Source organism: Vogesella oryzagri (genome assembly GCF_040148885.1).
Lineage (GTDB): Bacteria > Pseudomonadota > Gammaproteobacteria > Burkholderiales > Chromobacteriaceae > Vogesella > Vogesella oryzagri.
In genome coordinates this window covers 508,476-525,183 of the sequence record NZ_JBEFLD010000002.1, presented here as the reverse complement: position 1 = coordinate 525,183, position 16,708 = coordinate 508,476, and the positions used below count along the sequence as shown (strand labels likewise).

At 64.1% G+C, this 16,708-nt stretch carries 16 protein-coding genes; 3 read left to right on the top strand and 13 right to left on the bottom strand.

The window, feature by feature from the left end; all coding sequences use genetic code 11:
- Window positions 1-300 precede the first annotated feature (300 nt).
- Both ABNW52_RS05290 and ABNW52_RS05285 read right to left on the bottom strand, forming a co-directional pair.
- Entirely contained in the window at window positions 301-1,242 is a 942-nt protein-coding gene (locus ABNW52_RS05290; protein ID WP_349585012.1) for a carbonic anhydrase, read from the bottom strand.
- A 62-nt stretch (window positions 1,243-1,304) separates the two neighbouring features.
- Entirely contained in the window at window positions 1,305-2,192 is an 888-nt protein-coding gene (locus tag ABNW52_RS05285; protein ID WP_349585010.1) for a DMT family transporter, read from the bottom strand.
- Between the two features lies 1 nt (window position 2,193).
- On the opposite strand from ABNW52_RS05285, the gene ABNW52_RS05280 reads away from it, so the two are divergent.
- Window positions 2,194-3,408 carry an NAD(P)/FAD-dependent oxidoreductase gene (locus tag ABNW52_RS05280; RefSeq protein WP_349585037.1) on the top strand — a complete coding sequence of 405 codons (1,215 nt, stop codon included), beginning with the start codon at window positions 2,194-2,196 and terminating at the stop codon, window positions 3,406-3,408.
- Here ABNW52_RS05280 and ABNW52_RS05275 read toward each other — a convergent pair.
- The 4 genes from ABNW52_RS05275 to ABNW52_RS05260 form a co-directional block, all read right to left on the bottom strand.
- Window positions 3,397-3,942 (bottom strand): hypothetical protein, encoded by a 546-nt coding sequence (locus ABNW52_RS05275; RefSeq protein WP_349585007.1) that lies wholly within the window; start codon window positions 3,940-3,942, stop codon window positions 3,397-3,399. The genes ABNW52_RS05280 and ABNW52_RS05275 overlap by 12 nt on opposite strands.
- Window positions 3,942-4,694: a substrate-binding periplasmic protein gene (locus ABNW52_RS05270; protein WP_349585004.1), complete on the bottom strand. Its 753-nt coding sequence runs from the start codon at window positions 4,692-4,694 to the stop codon at window positions 3,942-3,944. The genes ABNW52_RS05275 and ABNW52_RS05270 overlap by 1 nt, the downstream gene beginning before the upstream one ends.
- A gap of 2 nt (window positions 4,695-4,696) precedes the next feature.
- Window positions 4,697-5,497: an MOSC domain-containing protein gene (locus tag ABNW52_RS05265; RefSeq protein WP_349585001.1), complete on the bottom strand. Its 801-nt coding sequence runs from the start codon at window positions 5,495-5,497 to the stop codon at window positions 4,697-4,699.
- Window positions 5,498-5,788: 291 nt separating this feature from the next.
- The gene (locus ABNW52_RS05260; protein ID WP_349584998.1) at window positions 5,789-6,751 is read right to left on the bottom strand and encodes a bile acid:sodium symporter family protein; all 963 of its coding nucleotides are present in this window, start codon (window positions 6,749-6,751) and stop codon (window positions 5,789-5,791) included.
- Window positions 6,752-6,927: 176 nt separating this feature from the next.
- Here ABNW52_RS05260 and ABNW52_RS05255 point away from each other — a divergent pair, with 176 nt between their 5' ends.
- Window positions 6,928-7,836, top strand: a complete 909-nt coding sequence (locus ABNW52_RS05255) for a LysR family transcriptional regulator (protein WP_349584996.1) — start codon at window positions 6,928-6,930, stop codon at window positions 7,834-7,836.
- A gap of 257 nt (window positions 7,837-8,093) precedes the next feature.
- A complete protein-coding gene (locus ABNW52_RS05250) occupies window positions 8,094-8,294 on the top strand; it encodes a DUF1059 domain-containing protein (protein WP_349584994.1) in 201 nt (66 codons plus the stop codon).
- Window positions 8,295-8,459: 165 nt separating this feature from the next.
- On the opposite strand, the gene ABNW52_RS05245 is transcribed toward ABNW52_RS05250, so the two are convergent.
- The 7 genes from ABNW52_RS05245 to hutC all read right to left on the bottom strand — a co-directional run bounded on the left by ABNW52_RS05245 (window position 8,460) and on the right by hutC (window position 16,680).
- Entirely contained in the window at window positions 8,460-8,831 is a 372-nt protein-coding gene (locus ABNW52_RS05245) for a hypothetical protein (RefSeq protein ID WP_349584991.1), read from the bottom strand.
- Between the two features lie 610 nt (window positions 8,832-9,441).
- The gene (locus ABNW52_RS05240) at window positions 9,442-9,951 is read right to left on the bottom strand and encodes a hypothetical protein (protein WP_349584989.1); all 510 of its coding nucleotides are present in this window, start codon (window positions 9,949-9,951) and stop codon (window positions 9,442-9,444) included.
- 217 nt (window positions 9,952-10,168) lie between these two features.
- A complete protein-coding gene (hutH, locus tag ABNW52_RS05235) occupies window positions 10,169-11,704 on the bottom strand; it encodes a histidine ammonia-lyase (RefSeq protein ID WP_349584986.1) in 1,536 nt (511 codons plus the stop codon).
- A gap of 87 nt (window positions 11,705-11,791) precedes the next feature.
- Window positions 11,792-13,480: a urocanate hydratase gene (gene hutU, locus ABNW52_RS05230; RefSeq protein WP_349584983.1), complete on the bottom strand. Its 1,689-nt coding sequence runs from the start codon at window positions 13,478-13,480 to the stop codon at window positions 11,792-11,794.
- Between the two features lie 87 nt (window positions 13,481-13,567).
- Complete coding sequence (gene hutG, locus ABNW52_RS05225) at window positions 13,568-14,500, bottom strand: formimidoylglutamase (protein WP_349584980.1); 933 nt, start codon at window positions 14,498-14,500, stop codon at window positions 13,568-13,570.
- A 4-nt stretch (window positions 14,501-14,504) separates the two neighbouring features.
- Window positions 14,505-15,737, bottom strand: a complete 1,233-nt coding sequence (gene hutI / locus ABNW52_RS05220) for an imidazolonepropionase (RefSeq protein WP_349584977.1) — start codon at window positions 15,735-15,737, stop codon at window positions 14,505-14,507.
- 214 nt (window positions 15,738-15,951) lie between these two features.
- A complete protein-coding gene (hutC, locus tag ABNW52_RS05215) occupies window positions 15,952-16,680 on the bottom strand; it encodes a histidine utilization repressor (protein ID WP_349584974.1) in 729 nt (242 codons plus the stop codon).
- Window positions 16,681-16,708 lie beyond the last annotated feature (28 nt).

Below are 16,708 nucleotides of genomic sequence, written 5' to 3'. Positions count from 1 at the left end.
GCACGCAAGTTCAAAGAAACCGAATCCCAGTGTTACCACTGACATCCGTGTCACTTTCTCTTGCAGTGCAAGTGTCTGGCTCGCCAGGCACTTACACCTATCGGTTATTCGTTTTGTTAAAGAGCGGTGCTGACTTCGCTTCGTTGCGTCGTCAGCAGAGGAGGCGAACTATACCCAGCCAGCCGGACAGCGTCAACCACTTTGTTGCAGTTTTTTGCATAAAGTATCCAAGTCATTGTTTTTATTGCAATGCAAAATGCCCCGCAGCTGCGGGGCATTTACTGGCGATGCGGGAAGCGGTTAATGGCTGGCGCTTTGCGCTGCCATACCGGTGGCGGCACTGAAGAAATTACCGGCCTTGGTGAGTGCGGCCAACTTTACCGGATCGGTTTCACCATTGATGTTGGTAATGATGAGTTTGCCGCGCCCCAGCTTGTAGTCGTTGCGGAAGTCGTAGAAGGCACCGATGACCGCCAGCTTGCCGGACTCCACCTCGCCGCCGAATTTGAGCAGCGCGGTATCGACCTGGTTGTTGACGTTGAGCAGCACACCATCGTTGACCGCGATGCCCTTGGGGATGTTGATGGTGAGCAGCTCTTTCTGGATAGGCCGCTCCAAGGCCGAGAAGTCGCCGCTGGCCGCCTGTACCGCACCGCAGACGGCATGGCCGATGAACATCAGCAGCGGCGTGTGCAGATGGCGTACACCGTATTCGACCGAGCCTTCGGAGGTAACCAGCTGGTTGCCGATATTGCGCACCAGGAACAGGTCGTTGACGGCATCGCCGTGGAAGGCGTTGGTCTGCACCCGCGAATCGGAGCAGGTCACCACCGTGGCGCGTGGGGTCTGCTTGCTGGCAAAGCGCTCGAAGTACCCCGCCGGCTTGCTCTGCATATAACGCTGGTTGGCCGCCAGCATCGCCTGTACCAGCCCCTGCACCTTGCCCACTTCGCCGTGTTCGTCATGGCTTTCATGCATGGCCGCCGCAGCGGGTTTGCGCTTGGCAACCGGGCGATGCGGCACCGGCTTCTTCAGCGGGCGGCTGCCCACCACCAGCGACTTGTTGTTGACCGACGCGCTGTGATCCGCCGGTTTCAGCGGCTGGATCGATGGCACCAATTGTTCCGGTTCTGCCGGTTTGGCCAGCGGCTTGGCGGCCGGTTCGTTGGCCTGCGCCGAGACGGCGGTGAGCAGCAGCAGGCTGATAACCCATGGACGGTAGTGACGCAATTGCGTGCGCATGAACTTCCCTTGCAAAAGATGATGGCGGCGGTGTTAACAATATCGGCCGCCGTCGGGAAAACTCAATCCTTGCTTGCCGATCGTTGCGGCCAACCTCGCAGCTGGCTGAGCAGCACGCCGCCCAGCACCAGCAGGCTGGCCAGCCACTGCGGGCAGCTGAGGTGTTCGTCCAGGAACAGCCAGGCCATTGCCAGCGTAAACAGCGGAATCAGGTTGATGAAGGCGCCGGCCAGCGCCACCGACACCTTGCCGACCGCCCACGTATACATGCCGTAGGCGCCCAGGGTAATGAATGCCCCCAGGTACAGCACCCACAGCATCGCATCCAGCGGGTAGTGCTGCGGCCAATGGCCCCATGGCGTCAGCAGGATGCCGCCGAACCAGAAGGTACCCAGCACGGTCTGGGTGGCCGTCAGCGTCAGCGCGGAATAACGCGGCGACAGTTTCTTGGCGATCAGCACATAGCCGCTGGCGCAGACCATGGCGAGAAACTCCAGCGCATTGCCCAGCACCGGGTTGGGGGCACTGACATCCGCCTCGCTGCCACTGGTCAGCCACACCACCCCGGCCATGGACGTCGCCAGACCCAGCCACACCGGCAGCCGCTGGCGATCGCGCAGCAGAAAGTGCGCGCCGACGGCCACCAGCAGCGGCAGCGTGGCGGTGATCATGCTGGCTTGCGAGGCGCTGGTATGCAGCAGCGCGTTGGCCTCGAACAGGAAATACAGGCACGGCTCGCTCAACCCCATCAGCAGCAGCCAGCGCCAGTCACCCTTGTGATAGCGCCAGCGGCTGCCGCGCCGCAGCAGGAACGGCAGCATGCAGACGGTGGCGATCACCATGCGGCAGAACAGCACAAACACCGGATCGAAGACGGCAAAAACGGTTTTCAAAGCGATAAAGGAACTGGCCCACAGCAACATGGCCAGGCACAAGGCAAGGTAAGGCAAAATAGCGACTCCAGAATGGCACAGCGTTCCGCATGGTGAACGAAGCAGCCGGGAGCGTCAAAAAACACCCTGTTCCGCCGCCACGCGGCTGGCACGGCCGCCAGATAAGGAGACAAGCGGGATGGAGACACTGGATTGCGTGGTGATCGGCGCCGGCGTCATCGGCCTGGCCTGCGCGCGGGCACTGGCGCTGGCCGGACGCCAGGTGGTGATCGTGGAGCAGGAAACCGCCTGCGGCCAACATTGCAGCAGCCGCAACAGCGAAGTGATTCATGCCGGGCTGTATTACCCGCCGGGCAGCCGCAAGGCGGCGCTGTGTGTGGCCGGCAAGGCGCTGCTGTACCGCTACTGCCGCGAGCGGGCCATCCCGCACCAGCGCATTGGCAAACTACTGCTGGCCGTTAATGACGCCGACAGCCCAAGGTTGGCCGCATTGCAGCAGCGCGCGGCGGCCAACGGCGTGCGCGAGCTGGCCTGGCTGGACCGCGCCGCGCTGGCCGAACGCGAACCCGCCGTGCAGGCCCATGCTGCCCTGCTGTCCAGCAGCACCGGCATCATCGACAGCCACGCGCTGCTGCAGGCGTTGCTGGCCGATGCCGAACAGCATGGTGCGCAACTGGTGCTGGCCAGCACCGTGGTAGCCGGCCAGGTCAGCGCCGCCGGCATCGTGCTGCAGCTGGACGATGGCTACCAGGTACGGGTACGGCAGGTGATCAATGCCGCCGGACCGTGGGCGCCGGCGGTGGCCGCCAGCCTGCGTGGCGTTCCACGTGAAACCATCCCCCGCGCCTACTACGCGCGCGGCGTGTATTTCGCGCTCAGCGGGCAGCACCCGTTCTCGCAGCTTATCTACCCGCTACCGGAGCCAGGCGGGCTGGGTACCCATTTGACGCTGGACCTGGCCGGCCAGGCGCGTTTCGGGCCGGACGTGGAATGGATAGACGCGGTGGATTACCAGCTGAATGCCGACCGCGCGCAACAGTTCTATCGCAGCATCCGCCGCTGGTGGCCGGAGCTGGCCGATGCGGCGCTGACCCCGGCCTACAGCGGCGTGCGCCCCAAGATTGTCGGTCCCAGCGCGGCGGATGCCGATTTTCTGTTGCAGGGGGAACGCGAACACGGCGTGCGCGGGTTGTTGAATCTGTACGGTATCGAGTCGCCCGGGCTTACCGCCAGCCTGGCCATTGCCGAGCAGGTGGCGGCGCTATGCCGTTAACGCCAGCGTTGCCACCGCGCGCAGCGCGCGCTGCCGGATCAGCCCGCTGACCGGGCGGATCAGATACCAGTACGGCAGAAAGCGGTAATAGCTGCCGCGGTCCGGGCAGCAGACCCGCGTCTCGGTGCGCAGCCAGACCCGATCCGCCGCCAGCGGGCTGATGCTGAAGCTCAACACCAGCCGGGGGACCTGCGTCAGGGCGGCAAAAGCGGCGGCATCCGCCACCGGCTGCAGGCCGTAATCGCCACGCCAGAAGTCACCGGCCAGTCCCCACACGATTTCCCGGGCATTGCACTCCAGCAGGGTGAACTCATGCAGGCCGAACGGTGCCCGCAGCGCCAGCGCATTGCCGTGCCCCAAGCGGGCGGCCAACCTGGCCGGCAGTTCCCGCAGCCGGATAAAACGGTGCACCCAAGGATCCTGCCACGTCGGCAGCTGCTGCAAGGCACGCATCACCCGGTCGGCAGAAGCCGCGATCTGGCGCTGGTGCCGCTCGCTAAACTGGTAAACCGGCAGGTAGTCGTCGCTCAGCATCAGGGCTGCGGCTGGCTGTGATAGCGGCGGAACACCGCCTCGTAGCGGCCATCCTGTTTCAGGCGGCGCAGGCCGCTGTCGAAATGCTGGCGCAGCAGCGGGTCGCGCCACAGCACAGAGGCCTCTTTCGGCATCAGCAGCGGGTACAGCGTTACCGGCAGCTGTGCCTGGCGCCCCAGCTTGCGGCGATACCATTCAAAGATCAGCCGGTCGACCAGAATCACATCGCAGCGCCCCAGGTACAACGCGCGCACCTGGCTGCCCTGGTCGGCCTGCTCGCTGTAGCGGCCCTTGGCCTGCGCCAGCAGGCGGTCGTAACCGGCGGGCAGGTCCGGCTCCGCGCCTTCCCACGCCATCACCCGCAGCTCCTGCATGTCCTGCGGCTGCGCCAGCTCCAGCCGCCGCCGCTGCAACGCCACCACCACGTTGTCGAAGGCATGCAGCGCCCGGCCGATGGAACCCGGCAGCTGGTAGTAGCGCTGCATCGCCGGGGTAACGTCGTACAGCGCGTCCACCTCGCCGCGGCGGTAGGCATTGAGGCGGCGGCCGAACGGGTAGAACACCGGCTGCATGGCGATGCCTTCGCTGTGCAGCGCCTCGCGCAGCAGCTCCACCGCGATGCCGGGGCGCCGCTCCACGTTCACCCACGGCGGAATGCTTTCGTAGAACGCCACCTTGACCACATTGTTGGCCGCCGCCAGCGCCGCCGGAAAACACAGCGCGGCCAACAGCAGCCGCTTGATGCCAGCCATCGTCAATCGAACGCCACCTCGCTGGCCAGCACTTCCACCGCGTCGCCCAGCTGCACGCGGCCGCTGCTGCGCGCCACCAGGTTGACGCCAAAGCACACCCCTTCCGGCATGCGGCGGTAGCCCATCAGCGTGGCCAGCGGCTGTTTTTCCGCGTGCGGCTGCGCCGTGTGCGGATCAATGGTGGTAAAGATGCAGCGGGTGCAGCGGCTGACCACCTCGAACTCCACCTCGCCGATGCGCAGCCGCTGCCATTCATCCTCTTCGAACGGAAACGCCCCCTGCACCACCAGGTTGGGGCGGAACTGGCGCATCGACACCGGCGCCGCCAGGCGTTGGTTGAGATCATCCAGCGAAGCCTCGCTGATCAGCAGGAACGGCGCACCATCGGCAAACGACAGCGGCTGCTCGCTATCCTTGAAGCGGCGGGTGCTGTCGCCCAGCCACAGCAGCTGCAGCGGTTCGCCCAGCCAGGCGCTGAACCAGGCATCGGCGGCGGCATCGCCACCCAGCGCGGTGAATTCGGATTTCCACACCTGCGCGCGCTGCGGGCGGGTAAACAGCTGGCTGCGGGTCGTGAACGCCCCCGCCCCCGGCGCCTGGAACTGCCAGTCGCCGCCCGGCAGCTGCTGCACCTCCATCAACACCAGGCGGTGATGGGTGCGCGCGGTGATCTGGCTGCCATCCGGGCGCACCAGCAACCACACCCGGTCATGCACCAGGCCCTGCGGCAACACCTCGGCCTGCGGCACGGCAATGCCACGGCAGGATTTGAGCGGATGGATATAAAGCTGGCTGAGTTGCATGCTGCGGCCCTTGCAAAATGACGTCCGACAATCGGCGGGTTGGCACGGCTGACAACACCCGCGCGGCGGCCGGTGGAGCCGGCAGCGCGCCAACACAGTGACCCACGCGCCGGGTTTTGTCAGCCGCTCTTATAGCCGATCTCCCCGCCAAAAGGAATGCCATCGCGCTAAACGGCGCGAGATCCGGCCGCCGGGTGCGGCTGCCCGCCTGCGTGTTTTGGCAGGCACGGACAGATGGCAGCAGGCCATCGCGGCATAACGGCACGTGGCTGCCAACGTTGGCCGCCGTGCCTAGCGTTGCTGCCGGCGGTAGCGTTGCGCCAGCAGCGCGCACACCATCAGCTGCAACTGGTGGAACAGCATCAGCGGCAGCACGATGGCGCCGATGGCATGGCCGGCAAACAGCACCTTGGCCATCGGCACCCCGCTGGCCAGGCTCTTCTTCGAGCCGCAGAACACGATGGTGATCTCGTCGGCCCGGGTGAAGCCCAGCTGGCGGCTGGCCAGCCGCGTCAACCCCAGCGCCAGTGTCAGCAGCAGAGCACAGGCCAGCAACAGCCCGCCCAGCGCCGGCAGCGGCGTCGCCTGCCACAGCCCGCCGATCACCGCCGCGCTGAACGCGGTGTACACCACCAGCAGAATCGAGCCCTGATCCACCAGCTTCAACTTGCCCTTGTGGCGATCCACCCAGTCGCCCAGCCACGACCGCAGCAGCTGGCCGGCGACAAACGGCAGCAGCAGCTGGTAAACGATGGCCAGCGCCGACGCGCCGCTGTGCCCCGCCTCGCCGGCCAGCAGCAGCCAGCCCACCAGCAGCGGCGTCAGCGCGATGCCCAGCAGATTGGAGGCGGTGGCGCTGCAGATCGCCGCCGGCACATTGCCGTCCGCCACCGACACAAAGGCAATCGACGACTGCACCGTGGACGGCAACAGGCACAGGTACAGCAAGCCCAGCGCCAGCGGCGGCGTGGTCAGCGCGGCCAGCAGCGGCTGCAACAGCAGCCCCAGCAGCGGGAACAGCACAAAGGTGGCCGCCAGCACCAGCAGGTGCAGCCGCCAGTGGGTGATGCCGGCCAGCACCGCCTGCCGCGACAGCTTGGCGCCATGCAGGAAGAACAGCAGGCCGATGGCGGCATCGGTCAGCCATGCCAGCCAGCGCGCGGCCTCGCCGCTGCATGGCAGCAGGCTGGCCAGCAGCACGCTGCCAAGCAGGCCGAGAGTGAAATTGTCGGGTAGAAAACGCGGGCGTTGCATACGGGTCCTGTCTGGTGCCGGTCGCTGCCGGTGCTGGCCGCCGACAGCAGGCCGGCACACCGGGGCGCGATGAATGGTGCGGCCAACCTTGTCAGCCAGCCGCGGTGGCCGCTATTTCACCGCGCCACGATCTACAATACAAATTCATTTATCTCATTGATTGATGTGATTTTGCGATGAATATCACCCTGCGCCAGCTGCGCGCCTTTCTGGCTGTCAGCCAGCACGGCGGCTTCGGCCGCGCCGGCGACCGCGTCGGCCTGACCCAATCCGCCGTCAGCCGCAGCATCCGCGAGCTGGAAGAGCAGCTGGGCATAAGACTGCTGGACCGCACCACTCGCGAAGTGCTGCTCACCGCCACCGGCCAGCGCCTGTCCGGCCAGCTCACCCGCGTGCTGGACGAACTCGACAGCGTGCTGGCCGAGGCGCGCCAGGCCGGCGAACAGGCCAAGGGCACCGTGCGCGTGGCCAGCAGCCCTACCCTGTCCGCCAGCCTGATGCCGGCCTGCCTCGCCGCCTGCGGCCAACGTTATCCACAGCTGCAATTGCAGCTACTGGACCAGGTGCAGCGGCTGAACCTCGACAGCGTGCTGGCCGGCGAAGTGGATTTCGGCCTGGTAGTGGACCCGCGCGCACAGCCGGAACTGCACAGCGAACGCGTGCTCAGCGACCCGTTCTGTCTGGTGCTGCCGCCGGACCACCCGCTGGCGGCACAGGACAGCGTGCACTGGTCGCAGCTGCAGAACGCCAGCCTGGTGCTGCTGGACGGCAACTCCGGCAGCCGGCCGCTGATCGAGGCCGCGCTGGCGGTCCAGGGCGTCAGCGCGCAGGTGGTGCAACAGCTGGGCCACTCCACCGCCGTGTTCCGCGTGGTGGAAGCCGGCATCGGCATCAGCATCTCCCCCCGCCTGGCACTACCGCTGCCGGCCGGCAGCGCCCTCACCGTGCGGCCGCTGCTGCCGGAGATCCGCCGCGACGTGATGCTGGTGCGCCGCGCAGGGCGCTCGCTGTCGCCGCTGGCAGAAAAGGTATGGCAGCTGATGCGCGAGGTACTGGCGGCAGATGAACCGCCGGCCGCCGGCTGAAGCGGCAAGCCTGGCCGCGGCAATACGCCACCAGGCGGCCAGGCTTTATACCGCCACCCTCGGGCCGCATCTCATCCCGCCGCCCTGCCGCACCGACACTTTCCGCCGCCATGTGAACAGGATCGAACCCGCGCGCAAACCGTTGGCGCGCAAGGGAAAATGCTATAACTCAGGTGCCAACAAGCAAGAACCCATCACAGTACAGGGGTGTCGCCAGCCACACGGCGCACACGTCCCGGGGGATAGAGGAACGGATCATGGCCAGGAAATACATCGACTGCCGCGACCATCCGGGCACCACACAATGCACGGTATCGATCGCCGCCGACGACGACGACGAACTGCTGAACGCCGCGGTACAGCACGCCGTTGCCATGCACGGCTACCAGGACAGCCCGCAGCTGCGTGAGCAATTGCGGCAGATGTTCAAGGAAGAGCACGCCGCGGCAGCGCACTGAAGCGCCGCCTTCTTTACGGCAAACCACGAAAAACGGCTCCCGCGGGAGCCGTTGGCTTTTGTTGCCTTGTCTGGCCAGCAGACCATGCCGCCACCTTGCAGCCAGCCTTCATGCCTCATTTCGCGGTGAACATTGGGCTTCGCTAGGCTCAACCCAACCTACCTGCTATTTCAGATAGCCAAGGGCTTTCCAGCGATTAATGAATGGCATTGCTTCGACATCATGATTTTCAAATTCAAAATGGATGTCACTCTCATGACAGAAATTCCATTTCATCGCGAGTAATGAAATCACCAGATCACTATCGCCGAAATTACCAAGTTCCTTGTCTTCCAATTTACGAATAAATTCGGGAAGTGTTCCCAGATCAATCTGTTCTTCCTGCCATGGTTGGTCATCATAGTAATACAGTCCCCATGAATAGCTTAACAACACTTCACATTTATTTACTCCTATTCCTCTGAAGTAATCAATCAAGAAATGCAGCTCCTGCCATAGTGCATCCCGGGTTAGTACTGTCGTTACGATTTTAATCATGAAGCTGCTCTATTAATTTCCAGAAAAACTACCATGGATAAATATGGATAGCTTCATTCTATATCCAATATTATTCTACGCAAAAGAGAAAAATCCTGAAAAACCAGCTAGCTACCATCACGGCATGCGACCAATTTTCACTCGCCATTTCACAATAACGTTGGGCATCGCTACGCTCAACCCAACCTACATGCTAATTGGTGGGCACGCTTCGCTTTGCCCACCCTACGTGCCAGCAGCATCGCACCGATTTTCCCCAATCCCATTGGCGCGAGCCGGGCAAAACGGTGCGCCCCAGGTTTTAAGCCGCCGCATGTCTGAGCCACGCGACGTTAGCGCGCGGCGAGTTCGGCGGCGCCTGGGGCGTGCCGTTTGGCACGGGGTTTCGAGCAGCCGTAGGGGCGCCTTTTCTTTGGGTACTTTCTTTTGGCGAAGCAAAAGAAAGGGAGCCGCCGCCGCGCGGAAAGCGGCAGATAAAACATCCGCGCAGCGGATACCCCAGACAAAAATAAAGTTGGCCGCAATCCGTGACGGCTTGCGGCCAACCTTTGTTGTTGCTACGCGGTGAATGCTGGGCTTCGCAAGCTTGGCACCAGTCTACAAGCTTAATTTACCGTGTTGTCCCGATGTCTGGGCGTGTAAGTAGCAATGGACCTTGATTTACAAACTCTCCTATTACATCCCGGAATAGCCACATTCCAACCAATGTGCCACCGCCATCATGGAGTTTCAAAAGTGTGGTGGCATACGATGTTATACGCTTATCTCTAGGTGTGAAATTTAGAGTGACATAACCTTCCCACATGTAACCGTTTACATCGAAGTCTATGCTAAATTTTTTTTGATCGTTCTGAAACTTGAAAAGAAACGACCCAGAAAGATCATGTGCATTTTGCTTTAAAAATAGACTACATTCTGATTTGAAAATTTCTCCCTGATTAGGGTCATTATTTTCGCCAGAGCCAAACCAGCTTCCATCTATTTTTACACCTTGATATCTGATGTAAACTAAAAATGGCTTAACTGTTTTTTGCCAAAAATTATTTAAGAAATAAAGCAAGGCAGCCGTCAGGATGCCAGTGACGATTCCTAGTAATCCATCATTTAGCAATTTTTCCATGGTTTCATTATGGATTGTTATGAATAAAAATTACACACCTGATTTGGCGTTTAAAACATAGCATTATGGGTTGGACTTCATTTTACTCAGTACCAACCTGCAAGCCATAATCATACCGCTGTAAGTTCTAATATGGCAAAAGGGCAAGCCTCTCGGCTTGCCCTTGTTACATCCTGCGGCCAACGTTGGCCGCAGGCCTTCCCCTGTTGTTATCCGCTTACAGCGACGGCAGCAGGCCGTCGATGGCGAAGCGGTTGTACTCGGCACGCTGGATCAGCGCGCAGGCCTTTTCGATGTCCGGCGCGAAGTAGCGGTCCTTGTCGTAGAACGATACCTCGGCGCGCAGCATGGCCTTGGCGTTTTCCAGCGCTTCTGCTGCCTTGTTCGGGGCGCGGAAGTCCACGCCCTGGCAGGCGGCCAGCAGCTCCACCGCCAGGATGCCGGCGGTGTTGTCGGCCATGTCGCGCAGGCGGCGGCCGGCGAAGGTGGCCATCGACACGTGGTCTTCCTGGTTGGCGGAGGTCGGCAGGCTGTCGACGGACGCTGGGTGCGCCAGCGACTTGTTCTCGGAGGCCAGTGCCGCGCCGGTGACCTGGGCGATCATGAAGCCGGAGTTGACGCCGCCGTTGTTGACCAGGAACGGTGGCAGCTTGGACAGGTTGCTGTCGATCAGCAGCGCCATGCGCCGTTCGGACAGCGAGCCGATTTCGGCAATCGCCAGCGCCAGGTTGTCGGCGGCGAAGGCGACCGGCTCGGCGTGGAAGTTGCCGCCGGACAGGATGTCGTTGTCGTCGGCGAATACCAGCGGGTTGTCGGACACCGAGTTGGCTTCCACCAGCAGCACGTCGGACGACTGGCGGATCTGGGTCAGGCAGGCGCCCATCACCTGCGGCTGGCAGCGCAGGCTGTACGGGTCCTGCACCTTGCCGCAGTCGGCGTGCGAGTCGGCGATCTGGCTGCCTTTGCCCAGCAGCGCGCGGTATTGCGCGGCGGCGTCGATCTGGCCTTTATGGCCGCGTACCTGGTGGATGCGGTCGTCGAACGGGGTGCGGCTGCCCTGGGCGGCTTCCACCGACATGGCGCCGGCGACGGAGGCGGCGACGTACAGGTCTTCGGCGGCGAACAGGCCTTCCAGCGCGAAGGCGGTGGAGGCCTGGGTGCCGTTCAAGAGCGCGAGGCCCTCTTTCGGGGCCAGCACGATCGGTTCCAGACCGGCGGCGCGCATGGCGTCGCCACCGTGTACGCGGTCGCCGTTCACGAAGGCTTCGCCTTCGCCGATCAGTACCGCGCTCATGTGCGACAGCGGGGCCAGGTCGCCGGAGGCGCCGACGGAACCCTTCTGCGGGATCACCGGGTAGATGCCCTTGTTGAACAGGGTGATCATCGCTTCCAGCACCAGACGGCGGATGCCGGAGAAGCCGCGCGACAGCGAGTTGATCTTCAGCGCCATGATCAGGCGCACGGTGGAATCCTTCATCGGCTGGCCGATGCCGGCGGCGTGCGACAACACGATGGAGCGTTGCAGCAGTTCCAGCTCGTCGGCGGCGATCTTGGTGTTGGCCAGCAGGCCGAAACCGGTGTTGATGCCGTACACGGTGCGGTTTTCGGCCAGCACGCGCGCCACGGTGGCGGCGGAGGCGTCGATGGCGGCGTGGGCGGCCGGGTCCAGAGCCAGTTGCACGGAGGCGTCACGGGCGATCAGGCGCAGTTGGGCCAGTGTCAGCTTGCCCGGGGTGATGGTGATGGTGGTCATGATGGTCCTTCCTTTGCACGGCGACAGTTTGGCCGCGACAGATGTGTCGGTGCTGCGGCCAACCTTGTGGGCTGGCCGCACGCGGATTTACTTGATCATCGGCAGTTTGAGGCCGAAGCGCTTGGCCGCGGCAATCGCCTGTTCGTAGCCGGCGTCGGCGTGGCGCATCACGCCGGAGCCGCAGTCGTTGACCAGCACGCGCGCCAGGCGCTCGGCGGCGGCGTCGGTGCCGTCAGCCACGATCACCATGCCGGAGTGCTGCGAGTAGCCCATGCCTACACCGCCACCGTGGTGCAGCGATACCCAGCTGGCGCCACCGGCAGTGTTCAGCAGCGCGTTCAAGAGCGGCCAGTCGGATACGGCATCGGTGCCATCCTTCATCGCCTCGGTCTCGCGGTTCGGGCTGGCCACCGAGCCGGTGTCCAGGTGGTCGCGGCCGATCACGATCGGCGCTTTCAGCTCGCCGTTCTTGACCATTTCGTTGAAGGCCAGACCGGCGATGTGGCGTTCGCCCAGACCCAGCCAGCAGATACGTGCCGGCAGACCCTGGAAGCTGATGCGCTCGCGCGCCATGTCCAGCCAGCGGTGGGTGTGCTTGTTGTCCGGGAACAGTTCCTTGATCTTGGCGTCGGTCTTGTAGATGTCTTCCGGATCGCCGGACAGTGCCACCCAGCGGAACGGGCCCTTGCCTTCGCAGAACAGCGGACGGATGTAGGCCGGCACGAAGCCCGGGAAGTCGAAGGCGTTCTTCACGCCCTTGTCGAACGCGACCTGGCGGATGTTGTTGCCGTAGTCCACGGTCGGAATGCCCATGGCCTGGAAGTCCAGCATCGCCTGTACGTGCACGGCGCAGCTGTTAGCCGCTTCGTCGGTGAGGCGGGCGTGTAGTTCCGGCTGGCGCTGCGCGTCTTTCCACTGTTCCACGCTCCAGCCGATCGGCAGGTAGCCGTTGATCAGGTCGTGGGCGGAGGTCTGGTCGGTCACCAGGTCGGGCTTGATACTGCCGGCCTTGGCGCGTTTCACCAGCTCCGGCAGCACCTCGGCGGCGTTGCCCAAGAGCGCGATGGACACGGCTTCCTTGCGGGAAGTGTGTTCCTTGATCAGTTCCAGCGCGTGGTCGATGTCGCGCGCCTGCTTGTCGACGTAGCGGGTGCGCAGGCGGAAGTCGATGCTGCTCTGCTGGCATTCGATGTTCAGCGAGCAGGCGCCGGCCAGGGTTGCGGCCAACGGTTGTGCGCCACCCATGCCACCGAGGCCGGCGGTCAGGATCCACTTGCCCGACAGGTCGTTGTTGTAGTGCTGGCGGCCGGCTTCAACGAAGGTTTCGAAGGTGCCCTGCACGATGCCCTGCGAGCCGATGTAGATCCAGCTGCCGGCGGTCATCTGGCCGTACATGAACAGGCCCTTGCGGTCCAGTTCGTTGAAGTGTTCCCAGTTGGCCCACTTCGGCACCAGGTTGGAGTTGGCCAGCAGCACGCGCGGGGCGTTGGCGTGGGTCTTGAACACGCCTACCGGCTTGCCGGACTGCACCAGCAGGGTTTCGTCTTCGTTCAGCTCTTTCAGCGACGCCAGGATCTGGTCGTAGCACTCCCAGTTGCGCGCGGCACGACCGATGCCACCGTACACCACCAGCGCTTGCGGGTTTTCGGCAACGTCCGGATCGAGGTTGTTCTGGATCATGCGGTAGGCCGCTTCGGCGATCCAGTTTTTGCAGTTCAGTTCGGTGCCGCGCGGGGCGCGGATTACGCGGGTGGCGTCAAAACGCGGGTCAGTCATGGGAGTGCTCCTAGGTGGGTTGTGCTCTGTCAGGTGTTGTTCACTGCTTTCGCCGCCGCCGGCTGTCAGTCCGGCCGCGGTATCCGTTCAGCGCCGCAGCTGGCGCGTGATCGACCACGCCAGCCGCGCCGCCGCCTTGGCGCCGTGGCTGTCCTGATCGAATGTCGGGTTGAATTCCACCAGGTCGGCGCCGATCAGCTTGCCGCTCCTGGCGATGCGGGACACCAGCGCTTCCACCACGCTGATGTCGACGCCGTAGCCGGCCGGGGCCGATACCGCCGGCATCTGCGCCGCCGGCAATACGTCCAGGTCGATGGTCAGGTACACCGCGTCCACGCTGTCGACGAACTCGGCCAACTGGTGGCGGGCATCGGCCAGCTGCCAGGCGGTCATGTCGCTGTCCAGCCGCCACTCGGCGCCCAGCTTGGCGGCGGATTCGAACAGCGCGCGGGTGTTGGCGGTTTCCGCCACGCCCAGGCACAGGTAGCGGAAATTCTGCCCGCGCTTCGCGCACTCGGCAGCGATCTGCGCGAACGGGGTGCCGCTGGTGGCTTCCGCCGCGCTGCGCAGGTCGAAGTGGGCGTCGAAGTTGACGATGCCGATGCGCTTGCCGTTGCTGGCATTGGCCAGCCCCAGCCAGTGACCATAGGCGGTCTCGTGGCCGCCGCCCAGCACCAGCGGCAGATGGCCGGCTTGCACGATGGCGGTGACCGCTGCGGCCAACCTTTGGTGTGCGGCATCCAGGTCGCCGTCTTCACACACCACGGTGCCGGCGTCGTACAGCGGCAGCGTCGGGTGATACGCCAGATTGGCCAGTGCCTTGCGCAGTGCCAGCGGGCCGGCCACGGCGCCGGTGCGGCCCTGGTTGCGGCGCACGCCTTCGTCGCAGGCAAAGCCGAGAATGGCGATGCCCGGTGCCACGCCGGCAGCCAGCGGCTGTACCGCCTGGTGCCAGCGGCGGGCCAGATCGCCCTCGGCGGCATCAATGCGGCCGGTCCACATGCTCATGTCGATCGTCATGGTATTAACCCTCGTGCTGCACCACGCCACGGAACACGCGGCGGGTAAGCGGATTGGTGCCGAGGCCATACACGATCTCGGCAGGATGTTCGATGTCCCACAGCAGCAGGTCGGCGACATGGCCGGCAGCCAGCTGGCCGTGGGTGGCGGCGCGGCCCAGTGCCTGCGCCGCGTGGCGGGTGGTGCCCAGCAGCGCCTCTTCCGGCGTCAGGCCGAACAGCACGCAGGCCTGGTTCATCGCCAGCCGGATGGAGGCGAACGGGCTGGTGCCCGGGTTCAGGTCGGTGGACACCGCCATCGGCACGTTGGCCGCACGCAGTTTGTCCACCGGCGGTTTCTGCGTTTCGCGCAGGAAGTAATAGGCGCCGGGCAGCAGCACCGCCACGGTGCCGGCGGCGGCCAAGGCGGCGACGCCAGCGTCGTCCAGATATTCGATATGGTCGGCGGACAGGCCGCCGAACTCGGCCACCAGCGCGGCACCATGCAGGTTGGACAGCTGCTCGACGTGACCTTTCACCTGCAGGCCGTGGGCGCGGGCGGCTTCGAACACCTGGCGGGTCTGCGCCGGCGAAAAGCCGACGCCTTCGCAGAACACGTCCACTGCCTCGGCCAGGTCTTCCTGCGCCGCGGCGGGGATGATCACCTCGCACACGTGGCGGATGTAGCCGTCGGCATCGCCGGCGAATTCCGGCGGCAGCGCGTGCGCCGACAGCAGCGTGGTGGCCACTTCCACCGGCATCGCAGCTTCCAGCCGGCGCGCGGCGCGCAGCTGTTTCAGCTCGTCCGCCAGCGTCAGGCCGTAGCCGGACTTCATCTCGATGGTGGTGACGCCTTCCTTCATCAGCGCCTTCAGCCGCGGCAGGCTCACCAGTGCCAGCTCGTCCTCGTCCAGGCCACGGGTGGCGCGCACGGTGGAGATGATGCCGCCGCCCTCGGCCGCGATCTGCTGGTACGGCACGCCGGTGAGGCGCTTTTCCCATTCCGCGGCGCGGTTGCCGCCGTACACCAGGTGGGTGTGGCAGTCGATGAAGCCGGGAGTGATCCACGCACCCTTGGCATCGATGATGTCGCCGTCGCCGAAGGCGCGCAGCGCCGCATCCTGCGGCAGCACGGCGTGGATGACGCCGCCCTTCAGCCACAGCGCGTGGCCGTCCAGCGCGCCGTAGGGCGCGGTAACGGCGGCATCGCAGGTGGCGAGGCGGGCGTTGATCCACAGGGTGTCGTTGGGCTGGCTCATGGTGCGGTCCGGTGTTGCGCGATTAATTGTATATACATTTAGTTGATCGCCAGCGCCGCGTCAAGGATTTTTTTCTGCCGACCTCTCGCCGCCGTGGCCATGACAACACGACACGACACCGGAAAAGCCTTTAAAAAACAACAGGCCACGCGTTGGCGTGGCCTGTGATCAGTTGTTGCGTAAATGTATATACATTTACTTTAGTGCGGCCCGCTCAGCGCTTGCGTACCCGCGTCTGCGAGCGCAGCTTGTACTTGGCGCCCGGGTGCAGCAGGCGGGCAAAACTCACCAGGTGTTTGCCGGACCAGGTACGGCGCAGCACGCGCAGGCACGGGTCGCTGGGCTCCACACCCAGCAGGCGGCATTCCTCGGCATCCGGCAACACCGCTTCCACCGTGTGTTCCACATCGGACAGCGGGCAGGTGCGCATCAGGTAGGCATTGGGGGTTTCGCGGCTGAAATCCTGCTGCAGGTAATCTGGCGCCCATTGCGGGCTGACGTAGCGCTCTTCGACCTGAATGGCGCTGTCGTCCTCGAAATGCACGATCAGCGAGTGGAACACCGGCGCCGCCACCGCCAGCCCTAGCCGCAGCGCCACTTCCTCGCTGGCGGCTTCCTGACGCACGAAATGCACCGCGGCACGGTACTGGTGGCCGCGGGTGGCAATTTCTTCGGCGATATTGTTGACGTCCAGCAGCGGCGATTCCGCCTTGCGCTCGGCGACATAGGTGCCGTCGCCGGCATAGCGCAACAGCACGCCGGCCTCGGCCAGGTCGCGGATCGCCTTGTTGACGGTCATGCGCGACACGCCGAACTGCCTGGCCAGCTCCACCTCGGGCGGGATCTTGGCGCCGGGGGCAAAGCTGCGGCTCTTGATGCCGTCGAGAATGAAATCGCGGATGCGCAGGTAGTGCGGCTTGGAGGCGGTTTTGGGCGTGCTCATGCCGGCATTGTAAGGGAAAGCGTGGCAA